The sequence below is a fragment of the Micromonospora sp. NPDC002575 genome (assembly GCF_042889525.1).
GTDB classification, from domain to species: domain Bacteria; phylum Actinomycetota; class Actinomycetes; order Mycobacteriales; family Micromonosporaceae; genus Micromonospora; species Micromonospora carbonacea.
Genome location: NZ_JBIARA010000017.1, coordinates 85,139 through 107,892, shown reverse-complemented (window position 1 = coordinate 107,892; position 22,754 = coordinate 85,139). Strand labels below are relative to the sequence as shown.

Below are 22,754 nucleotides of genomic sequence, written 5' to 3'. Positions count from 1 at the left end.
CGATGCGTGACGCCGCGGAGTTCGACGCCTTCTACTCCGCGTCCGCCCACCGTTTGCTGGGACAGTTGTACGCGATGATCGGCAACCGGGCCGAGGCCGAGGACGCGGTGGCCGAGGCGTACGCCCGGGCCTGGGACCGCTGGGCCGTGGTGCGGGGGTGCGACAGCCCGGAGGCGTGGGTGCGCCGGGTGGCGTACCGGGTGGCGGTCAGCGCCTGGCGCAAGACCGTCAACCGGATGCGTGCCCACCGCCGGGAGGCCACCGGGCAGCGCGTCGACGCCGTCTCGGTCGACCATGTCGCGATCGTGGCCGCGCTGCGACACATCCCCGCCGAGCAACGGCGGGCCGTGGTGCTGCACCACCTGGTCGGGCTGAGCGTGGCGGAGATCGCGGCGGAGGTCGGCGCCAACGAGAACACCGTCAAGACGCGGCTGGCCCGGGGCCGCCGGGCCCTCGCCGCGCACCTGACCGAACCGGAGCACCACGGCGTGGACGAAAGGGCGCGGTCATGAGCTCTGACAACCAGCTCGCCGACGCCCTGCGGGCGCTGGCGGGCCACGGCGGGCGGGGGAGGGTCCCCGCCGCCGCCGACGTCCGGCGGCGCGGCGACGCCCGACGCCGGCGGCGACGGGCGGCCTCGGTGTCGCTCGCCGCCCTCGCCGTCGTCGCGCTCGGCGCGGGTGTCGCGCTGGCCCGGGCCGGCGGCCCGCCGCACCCCCTCCCGGTCGGGCCCGCCGGCCCCACCTCCGCCCCGACCGCGTCGCCCGGGCCGGACCGCACGTCCCCCGGGCCGGAGCGCACCTCGCCCGCGCCGGAGCGCAGCTCACCGGGGCCGGAGCGCACGTCGTCCGGGCCGGGCGGCACGTCCGGCCCGCCCACCGGATCGTCCCGCCCGCCCGCCGGGCCCCCGGCCGGCGACCCCGTGCTGTCCGGGCAGCGTCAGGTCACCGTCGTGCGGGTGGCGGCCTCGGCGGGCGGCGTGTCGCTGCTCGACGACGGCCGGCTGGCGGAGGTCGACGGGGACGAGGGCCGCCAGCTGTTCGTGTTCGCGCCGCAGGGCGACACCTACCAGATCCGCGCCGCCGAGCCCGGCCCCGACGGGGCCGACACCTGCTGGGAGGTCCGGTCGTCGGGCAGCGAGCCGCTGCGGGTCGAGGCGGCGCCCTGCGCGCGGGACGAGCCGAGGCAGCGGTTCACCGTCGTCCGCGACGGCTCGGCGTACGCGATCAGCAGCCAGTCGGCGTACCTGCAACACTCGCCGACCCGGGGGCTGATCCTGGAGGAGGCCGGCGACGCGGCCGTGACCGCCCGGTTCCGGCTGGTCGACAACGGGCCCGCGCCGGGCTGACCGCCCGGGCCGGGGCCGCGCCGGCCGCTACGTGCGCCGCCGTCGCAGGTCGAGCGCGATGTCGACGATCATGTCCTCCTGGCCGCCGACCAACTGCCGGCGGCCCACCTCGACGAGGATGCTGCGGGTGTCGAGGCCGTACTCGGCGGCGGCGGCCTCGGCGTGGCGCAGGAAGCTGGAGTAGACGCCGGCGTACCCCAGGGTCAGCGTCTCCCGGTCGACGCGCACGGGGCGGTCCTGGAGGGGGCGGACGAGGTCGTCGGCCGCGTCCATGAGCGCGAACAGGTCGCAGCCGTGCTCCCAGCCGGTGAGGTCGGCGACGGCGACGAACGCCTCGATCGGGCAGTTCCCGGCGCCGGCGCCCTGGCCGGCGAGGGACGCGTCGACCCGGTACACCCCCTCCTCGACGGCGACGACCGAGTTGGCCACGCCGAGGCCCAGGTTGTGGTGGGCGTGGATGCCGACCTGCGTCTCCGGCGCGAGCACGTCGCGGTACGCGCGCACCCGCTCCCGGACGCCGTCCATGGTCAACCGGCCGCCGGAGTCGGTGACGTAGACGCAGTGCGCGCCCGCCGCCTCCATGATCTTCGCCTGCTCGGCGAGCGCCTTCGGCGGCGTCATGTGCGACATCATCAGGAAGCCCGAGACGTCCATGCCCAGCTCCCGGGCGGCGGCGATGTGCTGGTTGGCGATGTCGGCCTCGGTGCAGTGGGTGGCGATGCGGATCGAGCGGACGCCGTGGTCCCAGGCTCTGCGCAGCTCGCGCACGGTGCCGATGCCGGGCAGCAGGAGGCCGGTGAGGGTCGCCCGCCGCACCACCTCGGCGGCGGCCTCGATCCACTCCCAGTCGGTGTGCGCCCCGGGGCCGTAGGTGAGGCTGCTCCCGGCCAGCCCGTCGCCGTGCGAGACCTCGATCGCGGCGACGCCGGCCGCGTCCAGGGCCGCGGCGATGGCCCGGACGTGGTCGAGGGTGTAGCGGTGCCGGATGGCGTGCATGCCGTCGCGGAGGGTGACGTCCTGTACGTAGATCCGGGTGTTCATCGGGCCGTCACCGCCGTCGCCAGTCGCTCGCCGACCTGCCGCGCGGCGGAGGTCATGATGTCCAGGTTGCCCGCGTACGTGGGCAGGTAGTGGCCCGCCCCCTCCACCTCGAGGAACACGCTGACCACCCAGCGGTCCCCGGGCGGAGCGTGCGGGACGAGGTCGGCCTCCGGGCTGTGCGCCGTGATCCTGCGGAACTGGACGTCCTGCTTGAGCCGGTACCCGGGCACGTACGCCCGGACCTTCTCGGCCATGGCCTGCACGGCCGCCGTGACCGCGTCGCGGTCGCAGTCGTCGACGACGCAGAAGACGGTGTCGCGCATGAGCAGCGGCGGTTCGGCGGGATTCAGCACGATGATCGCCTTGCCGCGCCGGGCCCCGCCCACCCGCTCGATCGCCCGCGCGGTGGTCTCGGTGAACTCGTCGATGTTGGCCCGGGTGCCGGGCCCGGCCGAGCGCGCCGAGATCGACGCGACGATCTCGGCGTAGTGGGTGGTGGCGACCGAGGAGATCGCCGCGACGATCGGGATGGTCGCCTGCCCGCCGCAGGTCACCATGTTGAGGTTGCGCGCGCCGAGGTGCTCGTCGAGGTTGACCGGCGGCACCACGTACGGGCCGATCGCCGCCGGCGTCAGGTCGACGAGCGTGAGGCCGGCTCCCCGCAGGGCGGCGTCGTTGGCGAGGTGGGCCTGCGCCGACGTGGCGTCGAACACGATCCGGACGTCGCCGAAGCCGGGGTGGTCGAGCAGCCCCCGCACGCCGGTCGAGACGACCGGCACGCCGAGCCGCGCCGCCCGCGCCAGGCCGTCGGAAGCCGGGTCGATGCCGACGAGGGCGGCGACCTCCATCGTCTCCGACCCGCGCAGGATCTTGATCATCAGGTCGGTGCCGATGTTTCCGGAGCCGATGATGGCGACCTTCGTCGTGGACATGTCTCCTGCTCCTTGGCCGGGGACGAAACGGACGCCCCGGCCGTTCCGCCCGGCGGGACGGTCATGCCGGCGCGACCCGGCAGCCCGGTCTCCAGGTGTAGACGCCGCGCCCACCCGCTGGCAACCTTGTGTTCCATGCCGCGGAACAACAGGGAACAATCCGCCGACGCCGACAGCCCGGGGGCGTCGGCGCCCGACGCTGCCGGGCCCGCGCGCGGCAACGTGCTCGACCGGGGGGTACGGCTGCTGCGCGCGTTCCGTCCGGCGGAGGAGGCCCTGCGCCTGACCGAGCTGTCCCGGCGCACGGGCCTGCCGAAGGCCACCGTGCACCGGCTGGCCGAACAGCTCGTCGAGCTGGGGCTGCTGCAACGCGCCCCGGCGGGGTTCGGGCTCGGCATCGGGCTGTTCGAGCTGGGCGAACTCGTGCCGGTCAAGCTGCGCCTGCGCGAGGCCGCCCTGCCGTTCATGCAGGACCTCTACGAGGCCACCCACGAGACCATCCACCTCGGCGTCCGCGACGGCCTCGACGTGATCTACGCCGACAAGATCCGCGGGCACGCGGGGATCGACACGCCGTCGCGGGTCGGCGGACGCCTGCCGTTGACCTGCACCGGCGTCGGCAAGGTGCTGCTCGCGTGGTGCGGGCAGGACCTCATCGACGAGGTGCTGGCGCAGCCGCTGCCCCGGCTGACCGCGCACTCGATCACCGACCCGGGGCGGCTCGCCGACGAACTGGCCCAGATCCGCTACTCGGGGGTGGGCTACGACCGGCAGGAGGCGGCCCCCGGGCTCTCCTGCGTGGCGTCGCCCGTCCTGGTGCACGGCCAGATCGTCGCCGCGCTGTCCATTTCGGTGCCCGCCCACCAGCTGCCGCCGGCCCGGCTCGCCCCGGCGGTACGCACCGCCGGTCTCGCCCTCTCCCGCGTCCTGTCCCGGGCGGGCCCGCCCGTTCTCAGGCCAGCAGGACCTCCCGCATCCGCGCGCCGGGGTTGAACCCGCCGACCACCCGGGGCCCGGCCGGGTCGTGCACGTCGAGGGTGTTGTTGCGGCGCATCAGCTCGCGCACCGCGGGCGGCAGCCGGGGCGGGTCGTCCATGGTGGCGAGGACCCGCCCAGCGGCCGCGATCAGGCGCTCGGCCAGCGCGGCGGCGTCGGTGTCCACCCGCACCCGCCCGTACTCCCAGCCGGCGGTGGTGAGGTCGAGCACCTCGAACACGTGGGTCACCAGCGGGGTCGGGTCGGTCACCCGGTCGAGCCGGTCGGCTCGGCTGCCGACCACCGCGGCGGCTGCGGCCACCTGCGCGTACGGGTGCAGGCCGGACGGCAGCGCGAACAGGGGCCACCGCAGCGAGGGCCCGGCCTCCTTCCACAGCGGCCGGTAGTTGCGCCGGTGCAGCAGCAGCCGCCGGCCCGTGCGCCGGTGCACGTCGTGCACCTGGGCCTGTAGCTCCGCGTGGGCCTCGTCGGCGGCCTCGCCCAGGATCCGGGCCGCCACCACCAGCCCGTCGTCGCCGTCCAGCAGCCGGGCGATCGCCTCGGCCTGCTCCGGGAACCGCTGCGGCGAGCGGGCGCCGTAGCGGTGCCGGACGTCGCGCAGCAGCGTCTGCTGCCGCTCCGGGTCGAGCTGGACCCGGTTGCCACCCAGCAACTGCCGCAGCCAACGCATCTCGCCTCGATTCAGCAGACGTCGTGGACCGCGGCAATGCTAGTGGGCCGGGCCCGCCCCGTATCGTGGTGGGGTGGCCCAGCGAACCCTGACCCTGATGGCGGTGCACGCGCACCCCGACGACGAGGCGACCAGCACCGGCGGCGTCCTCGCCCGGTATGCGGCGGAGGGCGTCACGACGGTGCTCGTGACCTGCACCGACGGGCGGTGCGGCGACGGCCCCGGCGGCGTCAAGCCGGGCGACGAGGGGCACGACCCGCAGGCCGTGGTGGCGATGCGCCGGGCCGAGTTGGCGGCCAGCTGCGAGGCGTTGAAGGTCACGCACCTGGAGACGCTGGACTACGCCGACTCGGGCATGATGGGGTGGGCGACCAACGACGCGCCGGGCGCGTTCTGGAACACGCCGGTGGCGGAGGCGGCCGACCGGCTGGCCGAGCTGATGCGGCGCTACCGGCCCGACGTCGTCGTCACCTACGACGAGAACGGCTTCTACGGCCACCCCGACCACATCCAGGCGCACCGCATCACGATGGCCGCCGTCGAGCGGACGGGCATCCCGGCGAAGGTCTACTGGACCACGGTGCCGCGCAGCGCGTTCCAGGAGTTCGGCCGCGCCATGAAGGAGATCGGCGTCGAGTTCCCAGAGCCGGACGCGCCCTCGGAGCTGCCGCCGATCGGCCTGCCCGACGAGGAGATCACCACCTGGGTGGACACGAGCGCCTACGGCGCGCAGAAGTTCGCGTCGTTGGCCACGCACGCCAGCCAGGCGGAGAACATCTTCTTCCTGCAACTCGGCCAGGAACGGTTCACCGAGCTGATGGGCATGGAGACCTTCGTCCGGGTCCGCGACACCACCGGTGCGCCGACGCCCGAGGACGACCTGTTCGCCGGGCTGCGCTGAGGCGGACGCGCCCGCCCCGGCGGGCCCGTATCCCCGCTGTTCCCCGACGCGACGGGGCCCGCAGCCGCCTGGCTGCGGGCCCCGCCTGTTGCCGGCGTGGGTCAGGCGGGCGCCCCGGTGACAGACGTCCCGGACTTGGTCACCTGGTATTTGATCTTCGTGCCGCTCCAGAAGTGGAACGTCAGCGTGACCGGGCCGTCCTTGACCTCGGCGAAGAACTCGGGCTTCATGATGATCGTGTTCGCCGTGTAGTCGGGCTGGAAGTTGGACCAGAACTCCTTGTAGGGGGTCCAGTTGGCCGGGCCGGCGGGGCTGCCGTCGGCGTACGTGGCCTCCATGGTGGCGAGCTGGTCCCCGCGGAACTGGGTCGGGATGGTGAACGAGCTGGTCGTCCCGGTGGCCGCCGCCTGGGTCGGCGGGTCGTAGGTGATGATGCTGATCTGCCACGGCACGCCCTGCGAGAAGCGGGCCTCGATGGTGGCGTTGACGCCGTAGGCGCGGCTGCCGACCAGCCGGGTCAGGGCCGAGGCGGTCAGGGTGAGGGTGGTGCCGGAGACGGTGTAGTCGGTGCCGGAGACCAGGTTGGTGCTGCCCTGCCGGAGGCCCTGGAAGGTCGCCCCGTTGAGGTTCAGGGTGAGCGACCTGCTGGTGATGGCGCCGGTGCGGGGCACGTAGACCTGGTCCGAGGAGGCGGTGGCGGAGCGGGTGGTCAGGCTCGCCTTCATCATGTCGTAGATGCCCTGGTCCCGCCATTGCAGCGTGTTGCGGTTGAGGAACGAGCCCGCGTCCCAGAGCATCGTGGTGAGCTTGCGGATCCGGGCGTGGTAGCCGACGGCCTCGAAAAACTTGAGCAGCTCGCCGCGTTCGATGATGCCGGGCCGGGTGTAGTCGTAGCTGAGCAGCGCCCACTCGCCGACGATCACCGGGATGCCCCGGGAGACGAACGTCTGCTGGACGCGGTCGAAGCCGTCGACGATGTCCTGCTCGACGTTGCTGTCGTAGCGGGTGCCGCCGGCGATGTTGACGCTGAACGGCCACCAGCCGTAGAAGTGGACGGTCGCGGCGATGTTGCGGTCCCCGAGCTGGTCGATCGTGGCCGTCAGCGCGTCGAGCCGCTCCTGGTTGGAGTTGGTGTAGAGGGTGGGCAGCACGAGCAGCCGGGTGGCGTTGTTGCCCCCGGACTGGCGCATCAGGCGGACGAACGCGACGTTCAGCTCGCGCAGCACCTCGTCGCTCTGGGCATCCCCGGACGTGCCGGTGAACTGCGGCTCGTTGATGCTCTCGAACGTCAGCTTCGAGGAGTAGTCGCGGAAGGTGGTGGCGAGCTGGGTCCACAGCGCGGTGTACCGGTTCATCACGTTCGTGCGGTCACTGGGATAGGTGTTGATCCACTGCCAGGAGTCGTGGTGCAGGTTGACCAACACGTAGAGACCCTCCGCCAGCGACCAGTCGACGACCTGCCGGACCTTGGCCAGCCAGGCCGGGTCGAGGGTGTAAGTCGGTGCGGGCCCGTGGTGGTTGCTCCAGGTCACCGGGATCCGGATGCTGCGGTAGCCCTGCGAACGGATCTTCTGCAGCAGGGCCTGGGTCACCGGCGGATTGCCCCAGGCGGTCTCGTCGGGGATGGCGTCGTAGGTGTTGCCCAGGTTCCATCCGGGCTGCATCGCCGCGACCGTGGCCATCGCGTCCCCACCCGGCGACGGCGACGGCGAGGTGGTGGGCGTCGGGGACGGGGGAGGGGTGCTGGTCGGGGTCGGGGTCGGCGTGCCGCCCACGCTCCCGGTGCAGGCCACACCGTTGAGGGTGAACGAGGTCGGTGCGGTGTTGCTGCCTGACCACGAGCCGTTGAAGCCGAAGGAGACCGAGCCGTTCGTGGCGATCGCCGCGTTGTAGCTCATGCTCTTCGCGGTGACCTGGTCACCCGACGAGGTGACCGTGGCGTTCCACGCCTGGGTGACCCGCTGGCCGGACGGGAACGTCCAGCCCAGCGTCCACCCGTTGACCGCGTCGCCGAGGTTGGTGACCGACACGTCGGCGGTGAAGCCGCCCTGCCACTGGGACGGCACCGCGTACGCCACCCGGCAGCCGGCCGCCGCCTGGGCGTTGCCGGCGACCATCGTGCCCGCCATCATCAGCGTGGCGACCGCGGCGGCGATCAGGCCGATCCGCCGTCGCGTCTTTCCGAGGTACTGCGAACTCATCAGGGACTCCTCGCCATGGTGGCGGTTGAGGGGGTACGCGGGGCCGCGCGGGCGGACCGACAGCGCTGCCCGCCCGCGCGCCCGGAGAATGCGGAGTGTGCGGACGCTGCCCAGGCGTCCGCCGCGACCTTCAAGGCTCCCGAATGGAAACGATCGGTCCGTCAAGGCCGAAAGTTTCCGGCCCGACGGTACGTCAACCGGTGATGTGCGTCAATGAACCTCGCCTTCCCCGGGGCAGGGGCCCGGCGAGCGGCGGTGCCGCCGGGTCCCCGCCAGGCGAAAAGCCTGGCCAGCGTGTGGCGATCCACTTCGGAAACTTTCAGATCAAGCGTGGAAAGCCGTCGGTGCCCGCCGGGCGACGGCCGAACGGCTATCCTTGCGCGCGGAACGACGCTGGTGGCCCGCCACACGGCGGCGTCGGCGTGGCGGGTGGCCGCCGCGGGAGCGTTGCAGAGGAGGCCGGGTTGACGCACGGCGAGTCGGGCGAGCCGGCCGACGAGGCGGGTTCGGTCACCGATTCGACCAGGCCGGTGACGATCGCCGTCATCGCCCGGTCGGCCGGAGTGTCGATTCCGACCGTGTCAAAGGTGATCAACGGGAGGTCCGGCGTCTCCGCCGACACCCGGGCCAGGGTGGAGGCGGCCCTCAGCCAGCACGGATACCGTCGGTCGGCGCCGGTCACCCGCAGCAACATGATGGAGCTCGTCTTCGACGAGATCGAGGACATGTGGGGCCTGCAGATCATCCGCGGCGTCGAGCGGGCGGCCCGGAAGCAGCGGGTCGGCGTCGTCCTGACGGAGTTCGGCCCGCAGCACAACGCGATCCGGTACTGGATCGACGACACCCTCTCCCGCCGCCCGGACTGCCTGGTGGTGGTCGCCCAGCTCGGCGCGGAGCAGCACGACCAGCTACGCGCCCGCGGGATCCCGTTCGTGGTCTTCGATCCCACCGCCGAGCTGCCCGACGACGTGCCGTTCGTCGGGGCGACGAACTGGGCCGGCGGCAGGTCCGCCACCCGCCACCTGATCGAGCTGGGCCACCGGCGCATCGCGATGATCGGGGGCCCGGAGCACGTCCTGTGCTGCCGGGCCCGGCTGGACGGCTACCGGGCCGCCATCGACGCGTCGGGGCTGCCGGTGGGGCCCGGCCTGGTCGTCCACACCGGGCTGAACCACGTCGACGGCCGGTCCGCCGCGCTCGACCTGCTGGGCCGACCCGACCGGCCCACGGCGATCTTCGCCTGCAACGACCAGCAGGCCCTCGGCGTCTACCAGGCCGCGCGGGAGCGCGGGCTGCGGATCCCCGCCGACCTCAGCGTGGTGGGCTTCGACGACCTGCCGCTGGCGGCGCTGGTCGACCCCCCGCTGACCACCGTCCACCAGCCGCTGGCCGAGATGGCCGCCACCGCCACCGAGCTGGCGCTCGCCCTCGGGCGGGGGGAACGCACCGCCCAGGTGCGACTGGAGCTGGCGACGACCCTCACGGTCCGGCAGAGCACCGCACCGCCGGCGGGCTGACGCGGCCCCGGCCGGCACGGGTCCCCCGGCCCGTCAGACCCCGGGTGCGCGGCTGGCGCAGGGGGTGGCCCGGCCGCCCGGCGGGAGGGCGCGTCACCGTTTGGTCAGAGCCACGGTGCACGATGGTGAGATGCGCACGAAGGGCTACGCGTTCGACAACGCGAGCGAACAGGCCGGCAGCCACCACGACGCGCTGGCCGACCTGCTGGACGGGTCGACCCGTGAGCTGCTCGGCGAGCTGACCGAACTGGACGGCAAGCGCTGCCTCGAGGTGGCCGCCGGCGCGGGGAGCATCGCCGCGTGGCTGGCCGAGCGGGCCGCCGAGGTGGTCGCCACCGACATCGCGCCGCAGCACATCCCGGCCCGTGCGCGGCTGGCCGTCCGCCGACACGACATCGTCGCCGACGAGCCGCTGGGCATCTTCGACCTCGTACATGCCCGCCTGCTGCTGGGCCACCTGCCCCGCCGCGAGGAGGCCCTGCGGCGGATGGTCGCCGCGGTGGCGCCCGGCGGCGTGCTGCTCGTAGGCGAGTTCACGCCCGCCCCCGGCAACTTCGTGACGTACGCGCCGGACGAGGCGACCGCCGACGTGCTGACCCGTTACATGGCGGCCCACACGGCGGCTCTCGTGGCCGCCGGCTTCGACCTCGCGTGGCCCCAGCGGGCTCCCGCGGCCTTCGTCGCGGCGGGCCTCACCGAGGTGGCCTTCCAGGTGCGGGGAGGCAGTTGGCGCGGCGGCGATCCGGGCTGCCGGCTGCTGCGTGCCAGCATCCCGCAGCTGCGCGACGCGCTGCTGGCGCAGGGCCTGACCGACGCCGATCTGGCGGCGGCGACCGAGGCGCTCGGCGATCACCGGGTGATCGTGAACGGTTTCCACTTCATCCAGATCAGTGGCCGCGCCGCGCGACGCCGCGGCGCGGCCTGAGCCCGATCCACGACGTCGGGCGGGGACGGCCCGGTGAGCTATCCTGGCTCGAGTTGCCGAGAGGGGAGCACAGCGTGGCAGGTGACGACGACATCTCCGGGTGAGAGCCCCGGAGCGGTGACCGACGGAGCAGGGCCGACCCGCCGTCGCGTCGCCCATGTCGTCATGCCCCGCTCGCGCCGGGCAGCGCGTGCGCGCGCCCGGACCACCTGTCTGCTGAGGTTCCCATGTCCGACAGTCATGTCGTCAGCTCCGCCCTGTCCTTCTCCTGGCCGGACGGCACCCCGGTCTTCCAGGACCTCTCGTTCTCCGTCCCCGGCGGGCGCACCGGCCTGGTCGCGCCCAACGGCGCCGGCAAGTCGACCCTGCTGCGGCTCGTCGCCGGCGAGCTGCGGCCCACCGGCGGCAGCGTCACCGTCGAGGGGACGCTGGGATACCTGCCCCAGCACCTGCCCTTCGCCCGGCAGCAGACGGTCGCCCAGGCGCTCGGGATCGACCACGTCGTCGCCGCGCTGCACGCCATCGAGGCCGGCGACGCCGCCGAGGAACACTTCACGACGATCGGCGACGACTGGGACGTCGAGGAACGAAGCCGCGCCGAACTCGACCGCCTCGGGCTGGGCGGCGTGGCGCTGGACCGGCGGCTCGGCACCCTCAGCGGCGGCGAGGTGGTGTCCCTCGGCCTCGCCGCCCAGCTGCTCAAGCGGCCCGACGTGCTGCTGCTGGACGAGCCGACCAACAACCTCGACGGCGAGGCGCGGGCGCGGCTGACCGCCGTGCTGCGCTCCTGGACCGGCTGCCTGCTCGTGGTCAGCCACGACCGGGCGCTGCTGGACGAGATGGACCGCATCGCCGCCCTCGACCACGGCGGAATCCGCTGGTACGGCGGCAACCACACCGAGTACGAGCAGGCGGCGCGGGCCGAGCGGGAGGTCGCCGAGCGGCAGGTGCGGCAGGCCGAGCAGGACGTCAAGCGGCAGAAGCGCGAGCTCCAGCAGGCCCGTGAGCGGGCCGCCCGCCGCGCCTCCACCGCCTCGCGCAACCTGGCCGACGCGGGGCTGGCCCGGATCGTCGCCGGCAACCTCAAGCGCGACGCGCAGGTGTCGGCGGCCCGGTCCCACGACGTGCACGCCTCGCGCCTCGCCGAGGCGCAGGCCCGGCTGGACCAGGCGAGCGGGGCCGCCCGCCGGGACGACCACCTCGCCCTCGACCTGCCGGAGACGACGGTGCCCGCTGGTCGCACCGTCTTCCACGGCGAGGCCCTGCAGGCCGCGTACGACGGGCGGCCGGTCTTCGACGGCGACGGCGTCGGCCTGGACATCCGCGGCCCCGAGCGGATCGCCCTCGTCGGGCCCAACGGCGCGGGCAAGTCCACCCTGCTCCGGCTGATCGGCGGGCACCAGGAGCCTGTCACCGGCGTCGCCACGCGGGCGCAGGGCCGGGTGGCGTACCTGTCGCAGCGCCTCGACCTGCTCGACCCGGACCGCACGGTCGCCGAGAACCTCGCCGCCTTCGCGCCCACGCGGGCCGAGGCGGAACGGATGAACCTGCTGGCCCGCTTCCTGTTCCGCGGCGCCCGCGCCCACCTGCCGGTCGGCGTGTTGTCCGGCGGCGAGCTGCTGCGCGCCACGCTGGCGTGCGTCCTGAACGCCGAGCCGGCGCCGCAACTGCTGCTGCTCGACGAGCCCACCAACAACCTCGACCTGGCCAGCGTGGCCCAGCTCGAGGGCGCGCTGCTGGCGTACCGGGGCGCGTTCGTCGTGGTCAGCCACGACGAACGGTTCCTGGCCGCGATCGGGGTGAGCCGCTGGCTCCGGTTGGCAGCCGGCCGGCTCACCGGGATCGACGGGCCGCGGTGACCGGCACGCCCTTTGTCCTAGGACGCTTTGGGGGGTGTGTGCTCCGGCCCAGGCCGTCGGCGGCGCGCGAGGGGCGGCCCGCCGCGGTGGCCGGCAGCCGGGGCCCGACGAGCTTCCTACCCGGCGGGCCCGTGACATGATGGCGCCCATGGCGAAGCAGCAGGACGTCGGCGGGCCCACCCGCCGCAGTGGGTCGGGCGCTCCCGCGGACGGCGCGGACGGCGACGGCGCCGAGGCCCGGCTCGCCCTCGCGCAGGACCCCGAGACGCCCCAGCTGACCCTCATCGACCTGGCGTCCGACCCGTCGCCTCTGGTCCGCAGGGCCGTCGCCAGCCGCACCGACGCGCCCGCGCAGGCGCTGCGGCCGTTGGCCCGCGACCACGACCGTCAGGTTCGGGAGGCCGTGGCGAGGAACCCCTCGGCCTCGGTCGGCAACCTCGTGCGACTGGTCAAGGACGCCGACCGGTGGGTCCGCTGGGCGGTCGCCGGCAACCCGGCCTGCGACGAGTCGGTTCGCCGGGTGATGGCGCAGGCCCACGACAAGGAGCTGCGCGGCCTCCTCGCCGAGTCGCGCGAGCTGGAGCCCGAGCTGGCCGCACGGCTGGTCGACGACGTCTCACCCGAGGTGCGGGAGCGTCTCGCCACCCACACCCACGACCCCGAGGTCATCACCGCCCTGCTGGCCGACCGCACCGCCCGCGTACGCAAGGGGCTCGCCCGCAACCCGCGGACCACCACCGCCCAACGCGCCGCGCTCGCCCGGGACCCCGTGGCGGACGTGCGCGTCGCGCTGGTGCTCGCGGTCGAGCTGACCGAGGCGGACCTGCGACGCCTGGTCGACGACCGCTCCGTGCAGGTGCGCATGGCGATGGCGACGTCGGAGCTGGTCCCGCCGCACATCCGGCAGGCGCTCGGCGACGACCCCGACGAGCTGGTCGCCGCCGCGGCGCGAAGCCCCCGCCCCGGGCGGGGAAGCTCCCCGGTGGTGCAGCCTCCCCGCGTCGGTCACCGGGCCGTCGGCGCCGGCCGGGGCCGACCGGGCGGCGGCCGGCGCTGACGCCGGCGGCCCGGTAGGGGACTCCGGATGACCGAGGCCGGCTGGCAGCCGAGCGCGCCGGGCGTCATGCGACTGCCGTCCGGGCGGCTGGTGCGTGGCCGTGGCCTGCGGAACCCGCTGCCGGCCGGGCCTGAGCCGCAGTTCGGGGTCTACCTGACAGGTGCCCCGCCGGGGCCGGTGCCGTGGGACAGCCGCTGGGTCCGCTGTCGGGACTTCTGGCTGCCCGCCGACCGCGCGGACTTCACGGCCGCCCTGCGCGAGGCGCTGGACCGGGCCGGCACGCAACGGGTCGAGCTGGCCTGCGGGGGCGGCTTCGGGCGCACCGGGACGGGGCTGTCGTGCCTGGCGATCCTCGACGGCGTGCCCCCGGCGCAGGCCGTCGCCTACGTCCGCGAGCACTACCTGCCCCAGGCCGTCGAGACGCCGTGGCAGCGGCGTTTCGTCGCCCGCTTCGACCCGGCGGCCCAGCACCGGCGCTGACCGGCTGGCGCTCCGGTCCGCCCGGGGCGCGTCGACGCCGAGCCCCACGGCCGGTAGCGTCGTCGGCGTGGACTCCGCCGACATCGCCGCCCGGCTCGGGGTGCCCGTCGAGGACGTCGAGCGCGTGCGCCGGCTCGCCGGGGACCAGCCGTCGGCTCCGCTGCCCGCCAGGGCCGACGCGCCCGCGATCCTCGACCGGCTCGCGGTGCCCCCGGACGACGCCGCCGAGATCATGGCGGGCTGGCCCGACGCCGACTCTCCGCTGTGGACCCCCGAGCTGCGCTGGCTGCTCGACCGCTCGATCGCCCTGGTCCGCGCTGACCTCGGGGGCCACGGCTGGCTGTCGCCCGGTCCGGCGCTGCCCCGCGACCGGGGTCCCGCCTGGCGGCACCTCTACGTCTACACGTACCTGGCGCTGGTCGACGTCGTCCGGGGCTACCACCGCGACCACGGCATCGCCGACGCCGTGTCGTGGACGACCCTCGCGGACCTGGGCCGCAACCTCGCGGTCGACCGGCGGATGCGCGGCGAGGGCTGGCCGGTCATGCAGAGCTGGCTGACGCTGCACGCGCGCGGCGGCCTCTACGAGCTGGGCCGGTTGCAGCACCACCGGGGCGACGACGCCATCGGCCTGCACGTCCCCGACTCGGGGCCGCTGACCCCGGAGGCGGTCGCGGCGTCGCTGGACGAGGCCCGCGCGTTCTTCCCGCGCCACTTTCCCGACGAGCGCTACACGGCGTTCGCCTGCGGCTCGTGGCTGCTCGACCCGCAGCTGCGGGAATACCTGCCGGAGGAGTCCAACATCGTGCGGTTCCAGCGGAGGTTCGCGCTGGAGCCCTACGAGGAACCGGAAGGGCTCGACGCCGACGTCGAGGTGCTGCGGTTCGTGTTCCGCACCCTGACCACGCCGCTGGACCGGCTGCCGCGCCGCACCGCGCTCCAGCGCGCGGTCGTCGACCACCTGAGGGCCGGCCGGCACTGGCAGTGGCGTCAGGGCCGCTTCCCGCTCTAGGCCGCCCGGCGGGCCGGCCTTCTCCCGGCGGTCGGGGTCAGCGCGCCGGCTGCCAGCCGAGCAGGGGGCCCAGCCGGGTCGCGATGTCGGTGAGCAGCTGCACGTAGTCGGCGTGGTCGAAGGTGAAGGGCAGGGCGAAGGCCACCTCGTCGACCTCCCGGAACGCGGCGAGCGCGGCCAGTTCCTCGGCGATCCGGTCGGACGGCCCGACCAGGTCGCGGGCGAACACCATCCGCTGCGGGCCCTGCGGCGACGTCGTGCGGGGGGTGCGGCGGCGGACGTAGTCCTCGTAGCGGGCGCGCTGCTCGGCGGTGGCGCTGTCGGTGGGGATGACCACCAGCCCCTGCGACACGCGGGCGGCGGGCCCGTCCGGGTGGTGGGCGCGGTACGCGCGGATGTGCGCGAGCTGGATGTCGTCGAAGCCGGTGGCCTCCTCGGCCTTGACCACGCTGCTGGTCAGCAGGTTCATGCCCTGCTCGCCGGCCCAGCGCGCCGACCGGAGGCTGCCGGCGCCGTACCACATCCGGTGGATCAGGCCGGGGGAGTACGGCTGCACCCGGCGGGAGTACGCCTCGAATCCCTCGACGCCGTCGAGGTCGCTGGCCTGCTCCCCGCGGACGAGATCGAGCAGCCGACTGACCCGGGCGTGGCCGAAGTCCTCGGCGTCGCCGGTGTCCGGATACAGCGCGTGCCGCACCCGGTCGTAGTGCATCGGCGGGCCCACGCTGACCCCCGGGTTCAACCGGCCACCGGAGAGGACGTCCACTGTGGCCAAATCCTCCGCGAGGCGCAGCGGGTTCTCCCAGCCGAGCGGGATGACCGCGGTGCCGAGCTCGATGCGGCGGGTGCGCTGCGAGGCCGCCGCGAGCACCGCGACCGGCGAGGAGATGCCGAACTGGAGGTGACGGTGGCGCACCCAGGCGCTGTCGAAGCCGAGCTGCTCGCCGAGCTCGATGAGGCTCAGCGTGGCTTCGTGGCCCGCACGGGGATCCGCCTCGTCGAAGAGGCCGATCGTGAGGAAGCCGAGCTTGTGCAGGGACACCGGGGGCTCCGTCGCTGGTGGGAGAGGGCGTCACCACGATAACCCACCTGGAGCATGGGGAATGGGCGGCCGGCGGCGGCTGCGTCGCGGGGGTTTCGGTGCGATGCTTCGACAGGAGACCATGAGCGACTACGCGGGCGCGGACGTCCCGTCCGGGCCGAGTGGGGAGAGTCATGACCGGCGAGTTCACCGGACTGACCGCCGTGGTGACCGGCGGCGCTTCCGGCATCGGCCTGGCCACCGCCCGCATGCTCGCCGGGCGGGGGGCGGCCGTCGCGTGCCTCGACCTGGACCCGTTCGGGGCGCCGGCCCCGCTGCACGGCCTGCGCTGCGACGTCACGAGCGACACGTCGGTGACCGAGGCCGTCGCCGCCGCGGCCCATCACCTCGGCGGCATCGACATCCTGGTCAACAACGCCGGCGTCGGCGCGCAGGGGTCCGTCGAGGCGAACCCGGCCGACGAGTGGCACCGCGTCTTCGACGTCAACGTGGTGGGCATCGTCCGGGTCACCCGGGCGGCCCTGCCCCACCTGCGGGCCTCCGCCTGCGCGGCCGTGGTCAACACCTGTTCCATCGCGGCGACGGTGGGCCTGCCCGACCGGGCGCTCTACAGCGCCACGAAGGGCGCCGTGCAGGCGTTGACCCTCGCCATGGCCGCCGACCACGTCGCGGAGGGGATCCGGGTCAACTGCGTCAACCCGGGCACCGCCGACACCCCCTGGGTGCGCAGGCTGGTCGACTCCGCCGCCGACCCGGCCGCCGAGCTCGCCGCCCTGCGGGCCCGCCAGCCCCTGGGGCGGCTGGTCGCCGCCGACGAGGTCGCCGCCGCGATCGCCTACCTGGCCAGCCCGCTGGCCGCCTCCACCACCGGGACCGTGCTCGCCGTCGACGGCGGCGTGCACGGGCTGCGCGTCCGGTCGGCCGCCCCCGGGGGCCCTCCGCCGGGCGACCGCCCCCGAACCGGCAACGAGGAGACGTCATGAGGACCACCCGCCTGGGGCGCTCGTCGGCCCCGGTCACCGCCGTCGGATTCGGCGCGGCCGGGATCGGCAACCTGTACCGGGCGGTCGACGACGACACGGCCCGCCGGGCGGTCGAGGCCGCGTGGCAGGCCGGCATCCGTTACTACGACACCGCCCCGCACTACGGCCTCGGCCTGTCCGAGCGCCGGCTCGGCGCGGCGCTGGCGGGCCGGCCCCGCGCCGAGTTCACCGTCTCCACGAAGGTCGGCCGGATCCTGGTGCCGTCGCCGCAGACGGCGCACCTGCGCGACGAGGCCGGCGGGTTCGACGTGCCCGCCGACCACGCGCGGCGCTGGGACTTCAGCGCCGACGGGGTACGCCGGTCGCTGGAGTCCAGCCTCGCCCGGCTGGGCCTCGACCGGGTGGACGTCGTGCTGATCCACGACCCGGACGAGCACTGGCGGCAGGCGGTCGACGAGGCGTACCCGGCCCTGCACGAGCTGCGCGACCAGGGCGTGGTGGGCGCGATCGGCGTCGGCATGAACCAGTGGCAGATGCTGGAGCGGTTCGTCGCCGACACCGACGTCGACGCCGTGATGCTCGCCGGCCGTTACACGCTGCTCGACCAGTCCGCGGCGCGGACGCTGCTGCCCCGGTGCCGGGAACGGTCGGTCGCGGTGCTCGCCGCCGGAGTCTTCAACAGCGGCATCCTCGCCACCGAGCCACCGGGCCGCACCTACGACTACGGTCCGGTGCCGGACGCGACGTACGCCAGGGCGGTGCGGATCGCGCAGGTGTGCCGCGCGCACGGGGTGAGCCTGCCGCAGGCGGCCATGGCCTTCGTGGCGCGGCATCCCGCCGTCGTCTCCGTGGTGTTCGGCGCGGGCGACGCCGAACAGGTCGACCGCAACGTGCGGCTCGCCGCCACGCCGGTGCCCGACGCCCTGTGGGCCGACCTGCTGGCCGAGGGGCTCATCGACCCGTGACCGCAGCACCTCACACCGTTATCCCTCGGGGCGTCAGGTCGCCATAGGGTGGGGCGGTGGACACGGAACTGGTCCGGCGGGCGTACGCGTCCGCCGCGGAGCTCTACATCGAGCTGCTCGGGACGACCCGGCAGGTGCACGCCGACGACCTCGCCTTCATCGGGCGTCACCTTGCGGTCTGCCCCGGCCCGGTGCTCGACCTGGGCTGCGGGCCCGGCCACCTCACCGCCCACCTCCGCTCGCTCGGCGTCGACGCGACGGGAATCGACCTGGTCGGCGAGTTCATCGACCATGCGCGGGCGACCCACCCGGACGGCCGGTACCTGCTCGGGTCGATGGAGAGGATCGCCGTCGCCGACCACTCCGTGGCCGGCATCCTGGCCTGGGGCTCGGTGATCCACCTGCCGCCGCCGGACCTCGACGGCGTGCTCGCCGAGTTCCGGCGGGTCGTCGCCCCGGGCGGGAAGCTGGTGGTCGCCATCTTCGTCGGTGACGAGGTCGCCGCCTTCGACCACAAGGTCGTGACCGCCTGGCGCTGGCCCGTCGACGAGTTCTCCGCGCGGCTGGCGTGCGCCGGCTTCACGGAGGTCGAACGCCTGCATCGGCCCGGCGACGGCACCCGTCGGCCGCACGCCGCCGTCGCGGCGGTCGCCACCGGGGGGTGAGGGCGGCGGGGTGGATCCGTGGGAACGAGCGTCCACTCCCCACCGCCATCCATCCACCCGCTGCGTCCGGGCCGTCCAGTGCGCTGAAGTGCGCAAACCCGGGTGTTGACTCCTCTGGAGGGCGTGTGCTTAGGTGTGTAACTAGTTACCTGAAACTAGTTACATCACTCCTTCAGAGGGATGCACAACATGAGAAAGTCACTCCCCGTCGCGCTCATGTTCGGACTTCTTTGCATCACGCTCGCCGCCTGCACCTCGACGAGCGTCGACGACGGCGCGGGCGACGTCCTGCTCGTCGAGGGCTACGGCGCCGAATACCAGCAACTCTTCGAGGAGACCGTCGCCAGGCCGTTCACGGAGAAGACCGGGATCCGGATCCAGTACACCGCCGGTGGATCCGCCTCGGAACAGTACGCGGCCATCCGGGCGTCGAAGGGAAACCCCGGCTTCGACGTCGCCGTGATGACCAGCATGGAGCTCTACCAGGGCAGCATCGACAAGCTCCTGGCCGAGGTCACGCCGGAGCAGGTGCCCAACCTGGCGAACCTGCCGCCGAAGCTGCGCGAGCACACCTATCGGGCCGGGGCCGTCCAGGAGGTCCAGCAGGTGGTGCTCATGTACGACCGGAGGGCCTTCGCGCAGCCGCCGACGAGCTGGAACGTCATGTGGGAACCGCGCTACCGCTCCGGCACGCTGATCTTCAACCCGGCGAACGTCCTGGGCGTCTACGCGATGCTCAACGCCGCGGAACTCGACGGCGGCGGGATCGACGACACGGCGCCCGGCTTCTCGCGGATCGCCGAGCTGGCGAAACACGCGCTCGCCACGCCACAGGCATCGTCCGAGGCGGTGCCGTTCATGCAGAAGGGCACGGCGACCGCGTTCCCCTACTTCGACGGGCGAGCGGCCATCTACGCGCAGACCACGAACTACGACTACACCGTCCCGAGGGAGGGCACCTACGCGCTGCTGGGCGCGCTGGGCATCCCCGTCGGCGCCGCCCACAAGGAGGCCGCCTACTCGTTCGTCGACTACTGGCTCTCCGCGGACGTCCAGCGCCGCTGGGCGCTGGCCTACAACGTGGGGCCGGCGGTCACCGGCCTGGACTTCCCGGCCGAGTTCGCCGCCAAGCACATCACCACGCCCGACCAACTGGACAGAACCAGGATCGCCGACGCGGCGAAGGTCATGCGGAACCGGACCGCATGGGGGCAGCAGTGGGCGGAGGCCGTCCGGTGACGGTATCCGCGGGGAACCCGCCGGCCCGAAGCCCCGCCCGGCCCCCCACCACCGTCACCCGACCCGGCCCCCGGCCCCCGTTGCCGTGGCTGGCCCTGCCCGCGACGGTCTGGGTGCTGGCGACCTTCGCGATCCCGACGGCGATCCTGCTGGCCAGCAGCGTCCTGACCTACGACGGCGCGACGCTGACCGGCCCGCTCACGGCCGCCAACTACGCCGAGTTGTTGGGCAACGGCTACTTCCGGTCCGTGCTCTGGGAGACGGTGTGGATGTCGGGCACCGTGGGCTGCGTCTGCATGACGGCCGGGCTGTCGGTCGCGCACTTCCTGGTGCGGTCGGGGTCCCGGTTGCGGACGCTCGTCCTGCTCATCGTGATCTCACCCCTGGTCTCCAGCGTCGTCGTCCGGACCTACGGATGGCTGGTCCTGCTCCAGGACGACGGCCTGGTCAACAAGGCCCTGCTCGCGGCGGGGCTGATCGACTCGCCGGTGCCCCTCATCGGCTCCCGGTTCGCGGTGATCCTCGGTCTCGCCCACGTCCTGTTGCCCTTCGCGGTGTCCACCGCCATGTCGAGCCTGCAGGGCGTCGATCCCCGCCTGGAACTGGCCTCCCGCGACCTGGGCGCCGGCCCGGTGACGACGTTCTACCGGATCACCCTGCCGCTGATCCGCCCGGGTCTGATCGCCGGGTTCACCCTGACCTTCGCGATCAGCCTCGGCGCCTACGCCTCGGCCGCGGTGCTCGGCGGCGGGCGGGTGCAGACCCTCGCCACGTTGGTGCGCGACCGGATGGTGGTCAGCCTCGAGTGGGGCCAGGCGGCGGCGATCTCCGTGGTCATCCTCGTGGTCGGGGCGGTGACCGTCTCCGCGCTGCTGGTGACCGGTCGCCGGTCCCGGGGGAGGCTCGGATGAACAGCCGGATGCTCCGTGCCGCCCTCCGGCACCGCCAAACGTGGACCGCCCTGCGCGGCGTGCTGCTCGTGCTGATCCTCGCGTTCATCGCCGTGCCGATGCTCATGGTGGTCTGGACCTCGATCCAGCCCGACACCTATCCGGCCTTCCCGCCCAGCGGCCTGTCGCTGCGCTGGTGGAGCGCGGCGCTGACCCGCGAGTGGCTGCTTCCGATGGCCCTGTCGGCGCAGGTGGCCCTCGGGTCCGCGGTGTGTGCGCTGGTGTTGGGGTCGGCCGCGGCCTACGCCCTGACCCGGGGCGTCGGCCGCGGCAGGAGGTTCCTCGAGGGGTTCCTCGCGGCCCCGTTGCTGCTGCCCGAGATCGTGATCAGCCTCGCCGTGGTCCAACTCGTCTCGGTGCTCGACGCGCGGCGGCTGATCGGTCCGACCCTGCTGGTGGTGACGCACGCGCTGATCGGAATCCCCTTCGTGCTGCGGACGGTCGGGGTCAGCCTGCTCGGCGTCAACCCGGTCTGGGAACGCGCCGCCCGCGACCTCGGGGCCTCGGCCTGGCGGGCCTTCCACACGGTGACGCTGCCGCTGATGCGGTCCGGGATGTTCGCCGGAGCCCTGTTCGCGTTCATCGTGTCCTTCAACAACGTCGAGCTGTCGCTGTTCCTGACCTCCCGTGACGCGAACACCCTGCCCATCCGGCTGCTCCAGTACATGGAGTACCAGTATTCCCCCACCTTGGCCTGTGTGGCGGTGACGAGCGTCGTCGGCATCTGCGCGATCGCGGGTGCGGCCTCCCGGTTCGTGCGCCTGACCGACTTCATCCACGGAGGATCCACATGATCGCACCAACGCGAACCAGCGCCGAGCCGTCGGCTCGCGCGTCCGAGGCGGGGACCTCCGGCGGCTTCGGCGTCGTCCTGCGCGGCATCCGCAAGCAGTTCCGGGCCTCGGTGGCCGTCGACGACCTGGACCTCGACGTGCGTCCCGGCGAGTTCCTGACCCTGCTGGGCCCGTCGGGCTGCGGCAAGACGACGACGCTGAACATGATCGCCGGATTCCTCACCCCGGACCGGGGGCGGATCCTGCTCGACGGGCAGGACGTCAGCCGGCAGCCGCCGGACCGGCGCGACACCGCCATGGTCTTCCAGCAGTACGCGCTCTTTCCGCACCTGACCGTCGGGCAGAACGTCGGCTACGGGCTCAGGATGCGCAGGCGACGCCCGCAGGAGATCCGGACGCTTGTCGCGGACGCCCTCCAGCGGGTCGGCCTGGCCGGTCGCGAGGGGGACGTGCCCGGTCAGCTCTCCGGGGGCCAACAACAGCGCGTCGCCCTGGCCCGGGCGATCGTCGTCCGGCCGAAGGTCCTGCTCTTCGACGAGCCGCTGTCCAACCTGGACCTCAAGCTCCGTGAGCAGCTCCGCCTGGAGATCAAGCACCTGCAACGCGAGCTCGGCATCACATCGGTGTTCGTCACCCACGACCAGACCGAGGCGCTGGTGATGAGCGACCGGATCGCGGTGATGCGCGCCGGACGCATCGAACAGCTCGGCACGCCCGAGCAGATCTACCACGACCCGGTGAACTCGTTCGTGGCCGGCTTCGTGGGCCAGTCGAACCTGGTCACCGGCACGTGCACGGCCGCCGGACCCGGTGCGGCCGAGTGCACCGTGCGGCTGCCCGGCGCGCACCTCGTCCGCGCGCGGGTCGCGGGGACCGAGCTCCCCGGGCCCGGGGCGTCCATGCAGATCCTGCTGCGACCGGAGGCGTTGCGGCTCGTCGGTCCCGCCGATCCGCCCGCCCCGGCCGGCGTCACGCTCGACGGCCGGGTGACGGAGGTCGTCAACGAGGGCAGCGTCGCGACCGTCGTGGTGCGGGTCGCGGAGGCGCTGCGGCTGCGGGTGGCCGTGCCCGACCCGGGCAGCCGGGGGATCCCGGCCCCGGGCGGCGAGGCGTCCGTCGTGATCCCGCCGGGCGTCGCCCGTGCCCTGCCGAACTGAACACCGGCCGTCCCGGCAGT

General features: G+C 73.8%; 22 protein-coding genes. 17 read left to right on the top strand and 5 right to left on the bottom strand.

Annotated elements, in window-relative coordinates:
* Positions 1-2 precede the first annotated feature (2 nt).
* Positions 3-512, top strand: coding sequence for a sigma-70 family RNA polymerase sigma factor (locus tag ACFYWL_RS23640; RefSeq protein WP_386976315.1), 510 nt, complete (start codon positions 3-5; stop codon positions 510-512).
* The gene (locus ACFYWL_RS23635; RefSeq protein ID WP_386976312.1) at positions 509-1,348 is read left to right on the top strand and encodes a hypothetical protein; all 840 of its coding nucleotides are present in this window, start codon (positions 509-511) and stop codon (positions 1,346-1,348) included. The genes ACFYWL_RS23640 and ACFYWL_RS23635 overlap by 4 nt, the downstream gene beginning before the upstream one ends.
* Before the next feature lie 27 nt (positions 1,349-1,375).
* Here the strand turns inward: ACFYWL_RS23635 and dmpG are convergent, their stop codons facing one another.
* A complete protein-coding gene (gene dmpG, locus ACFYWL_RS23630) occupies positions 1,376-2,389 on the bottom strand; it encodes a 4-hydroxy-2-oxovalerate aldolase (RefSeq protein ID WP_386976309.1) in 1,014 nt (337 codons plus the stop codon).
* A complete protein-coding gene (locus tag ACFYWL_RS23625; RefSeq protein ID WP_386976306.1) occupies positions 2,386-3,321 on the bottom strand; it encodes an acetaldehyde dehydrogenase (acetylating) in 936 nt (311 codons plus the stop codon). The genes dmpG and ACFYWL_RS23625 overlap by 4 nt, the downstream gene beginning before the upstream one ends.
* Positions 3,322-3,456: 135 nt before the next feature.
* Between ACFYWL_RS23625 and ACFYWL_RS23620 the strand changes: the two genes are divergently transcribed.
* Positions 3,457-4,314, top strand: coding sequence for an IclR family transcriptional regulator (locus ACFYWL_RS23620; protein WP_386976303.1), 858 nt, complete (start codon positions 3,457-3,459; stop codon positions 4,312-4,314).
* Here the strand turns inward: ACFYWL_RS23620 and ACFYWL_RS23615 are convergent.
* Positions 4,274-4,987, bottom strand: coding sequence for a hypothetical protein (locus ACFYWL_RS23615; RefSeq protein ID WP_386976300.1), 714 nt, complete (start codon positions 4,985-4,987; stop codon positions 4,274-4,276). The genes ACFYWL_RS23620 and ACFYWL_RS23615 overlap by 41 nt on opposite strands.
* Positions 4,988-5,060: 73 nt before the next feature.
* On the opposite strand from ACFYWL_RS23615, the gene ACFYWL_RS23610 reads away from it, so the two are divergent.
* Complete coding sequence (locus ACFYWL_RS23610) at positions 5,061-5,888, top strand: PIG-L family deacetylase (RefSeq protein WP_386976297.1); 828 nt, start codon at positions 5,061-5,063, stop codon at positions 5,886-5,888.
* Positions 5,889-5,989: 101 nt separating this feature from the next.
* Here ACFYWL_RS23610 and ACFYWL_RS23605 read toward each other — a convergent pair whose 3' ends face one another.
* Entirely contained in the window at positions 5,990-8,089 is a 2,100-nt protein-coding gene (locus tag ACFYWL_RS23605) for a cellulase family glycosylhydrolase (protein WP_386976294.1), read from the bottom strand.
* 464 nt (positions 8,090-8,553) lie between these two features.
* Between ACFYWL_RS23605 and ACFYWL_RS23600 the strand changes: the two genes are divergently transcribed.
* The 6 genes from ACFYWL_RS23600 (at position 8,554) to ACFYWL_RS23575 (ending at position 14,939) form a co-directional block, all read left to right on the top strand.
* The gene (locus tag ACFYWL_RS23600; protein ID WP_386976291.1) at positions 8,554-9,606 is read left to right on the top strand and encodes a LacI family DNA-binding transcriptional regulator; all 1,053 of its coding nucleotides are present in this window, start codon (positions 8,554-8,556) and stop codon (positions 9,604-9,606) included.
* Positions 9,607-9,736: 130 nt separating this feature from the next.
* A complete protein-coding gene (locus tag ACFYWL_RS23595) occupies positions 9,737-10,531 on the top strand; it encodes a class I SAM-dependent methyltransferase (protein ID WP_386976289.1) in 795 nt (264 codons plus the stop codon).
* Between the two features lie 227 nt (positions 10,532-10,758).
* Positions 10,759-12,390, top strand: a complete 1,632-nt coding sequence (locus ACFYWL_RS23590; protein ID WP_386976286.1) for an ABC-F family ATP-binding cassette domain-containing protein — start codon at positions 10,759-10,761, stop codon at positions 12,388-12,390.
* A 148-nt stretch (positions 12,391-12,538) separates the two neighbouring features.
* Positions 12,539-13,447: a hypothetical protein gene (locus ACFYWL_RS23585; RefSeq protein WP_386976284.1), complete on the top strand. Its 909-nt coding sequence runs from the start codon at positions 12,539-12,541 to the stop codon at positions 13,445-13,447.
* Positions 13,448-13,474: 27 nt separating this feature from the next.
* Positions 13,475-13,927 carry a protein phosphatase gene (locus ACFYWL_RS23580; RefSeq protein ID WP_386976281.1) on the top strand — a complete coding sequence of 151 codons (453 nt, stop codon included), beginning with the start codon at positions 13,475-13,477 and terminating at the stop codon, positions 13,925-13,927.
* Between the two features lie 67 nt (positions 13,928-13,994).
* Positions 13,995-14,939, top strand: coding sequence for an acyltransferase domain-containing protein (locus ACFYWL_RS23575; RefSeq protein WP_386976278.1), 945 nt, complete (start codon positions 13,995-13,997; stop codon positions 14,937-14,939).
* Between the two features lie 37 nt (positions 14,940-14,976).
* Here the strand turns inward: ACFYWL_RS23575 and ACFYWL_RS23570 are convergent, their stop codons facing one another.
* Entirely contained in the window at positions 14,977-15,981 is a 1,005-nt protein-coding gene (locus ACFYWL_RS23570; RefSeq protein WP_386976275.1) for an LLM class flavin-dependent oxidoreductase, read from the bottom strand.
* A gap of 173 nt (positions 15,982-16,154) precedes the next feature.
* Between ACFYWL_RS23570 and ACFYWL_RS23565 the strand changes: the two genes are divergently transcribed.
* The 7 genes from ACFYWL_RS23565 to ACFYWL_RS23535 all read left to right on the top strand — a co-directional run bounded on the left by ACFYWL_RS23565 (position 16,155) and on the right by ACFYWL_RS23535 (position 22,734).
* A complete protein-coding gene (locus ACFYWL_RS23565; protein WP_386976272.1) occupies positions 16,155-16,964 on the top strand; it encodes an SDR family NAD(P)-dependent oxidoreductase in 810 nt (269 codons plus the stop codon).
* On the top strand, positions 16,961-17,929 hold the full coding sequence (locus tag ACFYWL_RS23560; RefSeq protein ID WP_386976269.1) for an aldo/keto reductase: 969 nt from the start codon (positions 16,961-16,963) through the stop codon (positions 17,927-17,929). Before ACFYWL_RS23565 ends, ACFYWL_RS23560 begins: the two co-directional genes overlap by 4 nt.
* Before the next feature lie 56 nt (positions 17,930-17,985).
* Complete coding sequence (locus ACFYWL_RS23555) at positions 17,986-18,594, top strand: class I SAM-dependent methyltransferase (protein WP_386976266.1); 609 nt, start codon at positions 17,986-17,988, stop codon at positions 18,592-18,594.
* 189 nt (positions 18,595-18,783) lie between these two features.
* Complete coding sequence (locus ACFYWL_RS23550; protein ID WP_386976263.1) at positions 18,784-19,833, top strand: extracellular solute-binding protein; 1,050 nt, start codon at positions 18,784-18,786, stop codon at positions 19,831-19,833.
* Positions 19,830-20,744 carry an ABC transporter permease gene (locus ACFYWL_RS23545; protein ID WP_386976260.1) on the top strand — a complete coding sequence of 305 codons (915 nt, stop codon included), beginning with the start codon at positions 19,830-19,832 and terminating at the stop codon, positions 20,742-20,744. Before ACFYWL_RS23550 ends, ACFYWL_RS23545 begins: the two co-directional genes overlap by 4 nt.
* Positions 20,741-21,577: an ABC transporter permease gene (locus ACFYWL_RS23540; protein WP_386976257.1), complete on the top strand. Its 837-nt coding sequence runs from the start codon at positions 20,741-20,743 to the stop codon at positions 21,575-21,577. The genes ACFYWL_RS23545 and ACFYWL_RS23540 overlap by 4 nt, the downstream gene beginning before the upstream one ends.
* A complete protein-coding gene (locus tag ACFYWL_RS23535) occupies positions 21,574-22,734 on the top strand; it encodes an ABC transporter ATP-binding protein (RefSeq protein WP_386976254.1) in 1,161 nt (386 codons plus the stop codon). Before ACFYWL_RS23540 ends, ACFYWL_RS23535 begins: the two co-directional genes overlap by 4 nt.
* Positions 22,735-22,754 lie beyond the last annotated feature (20 nt).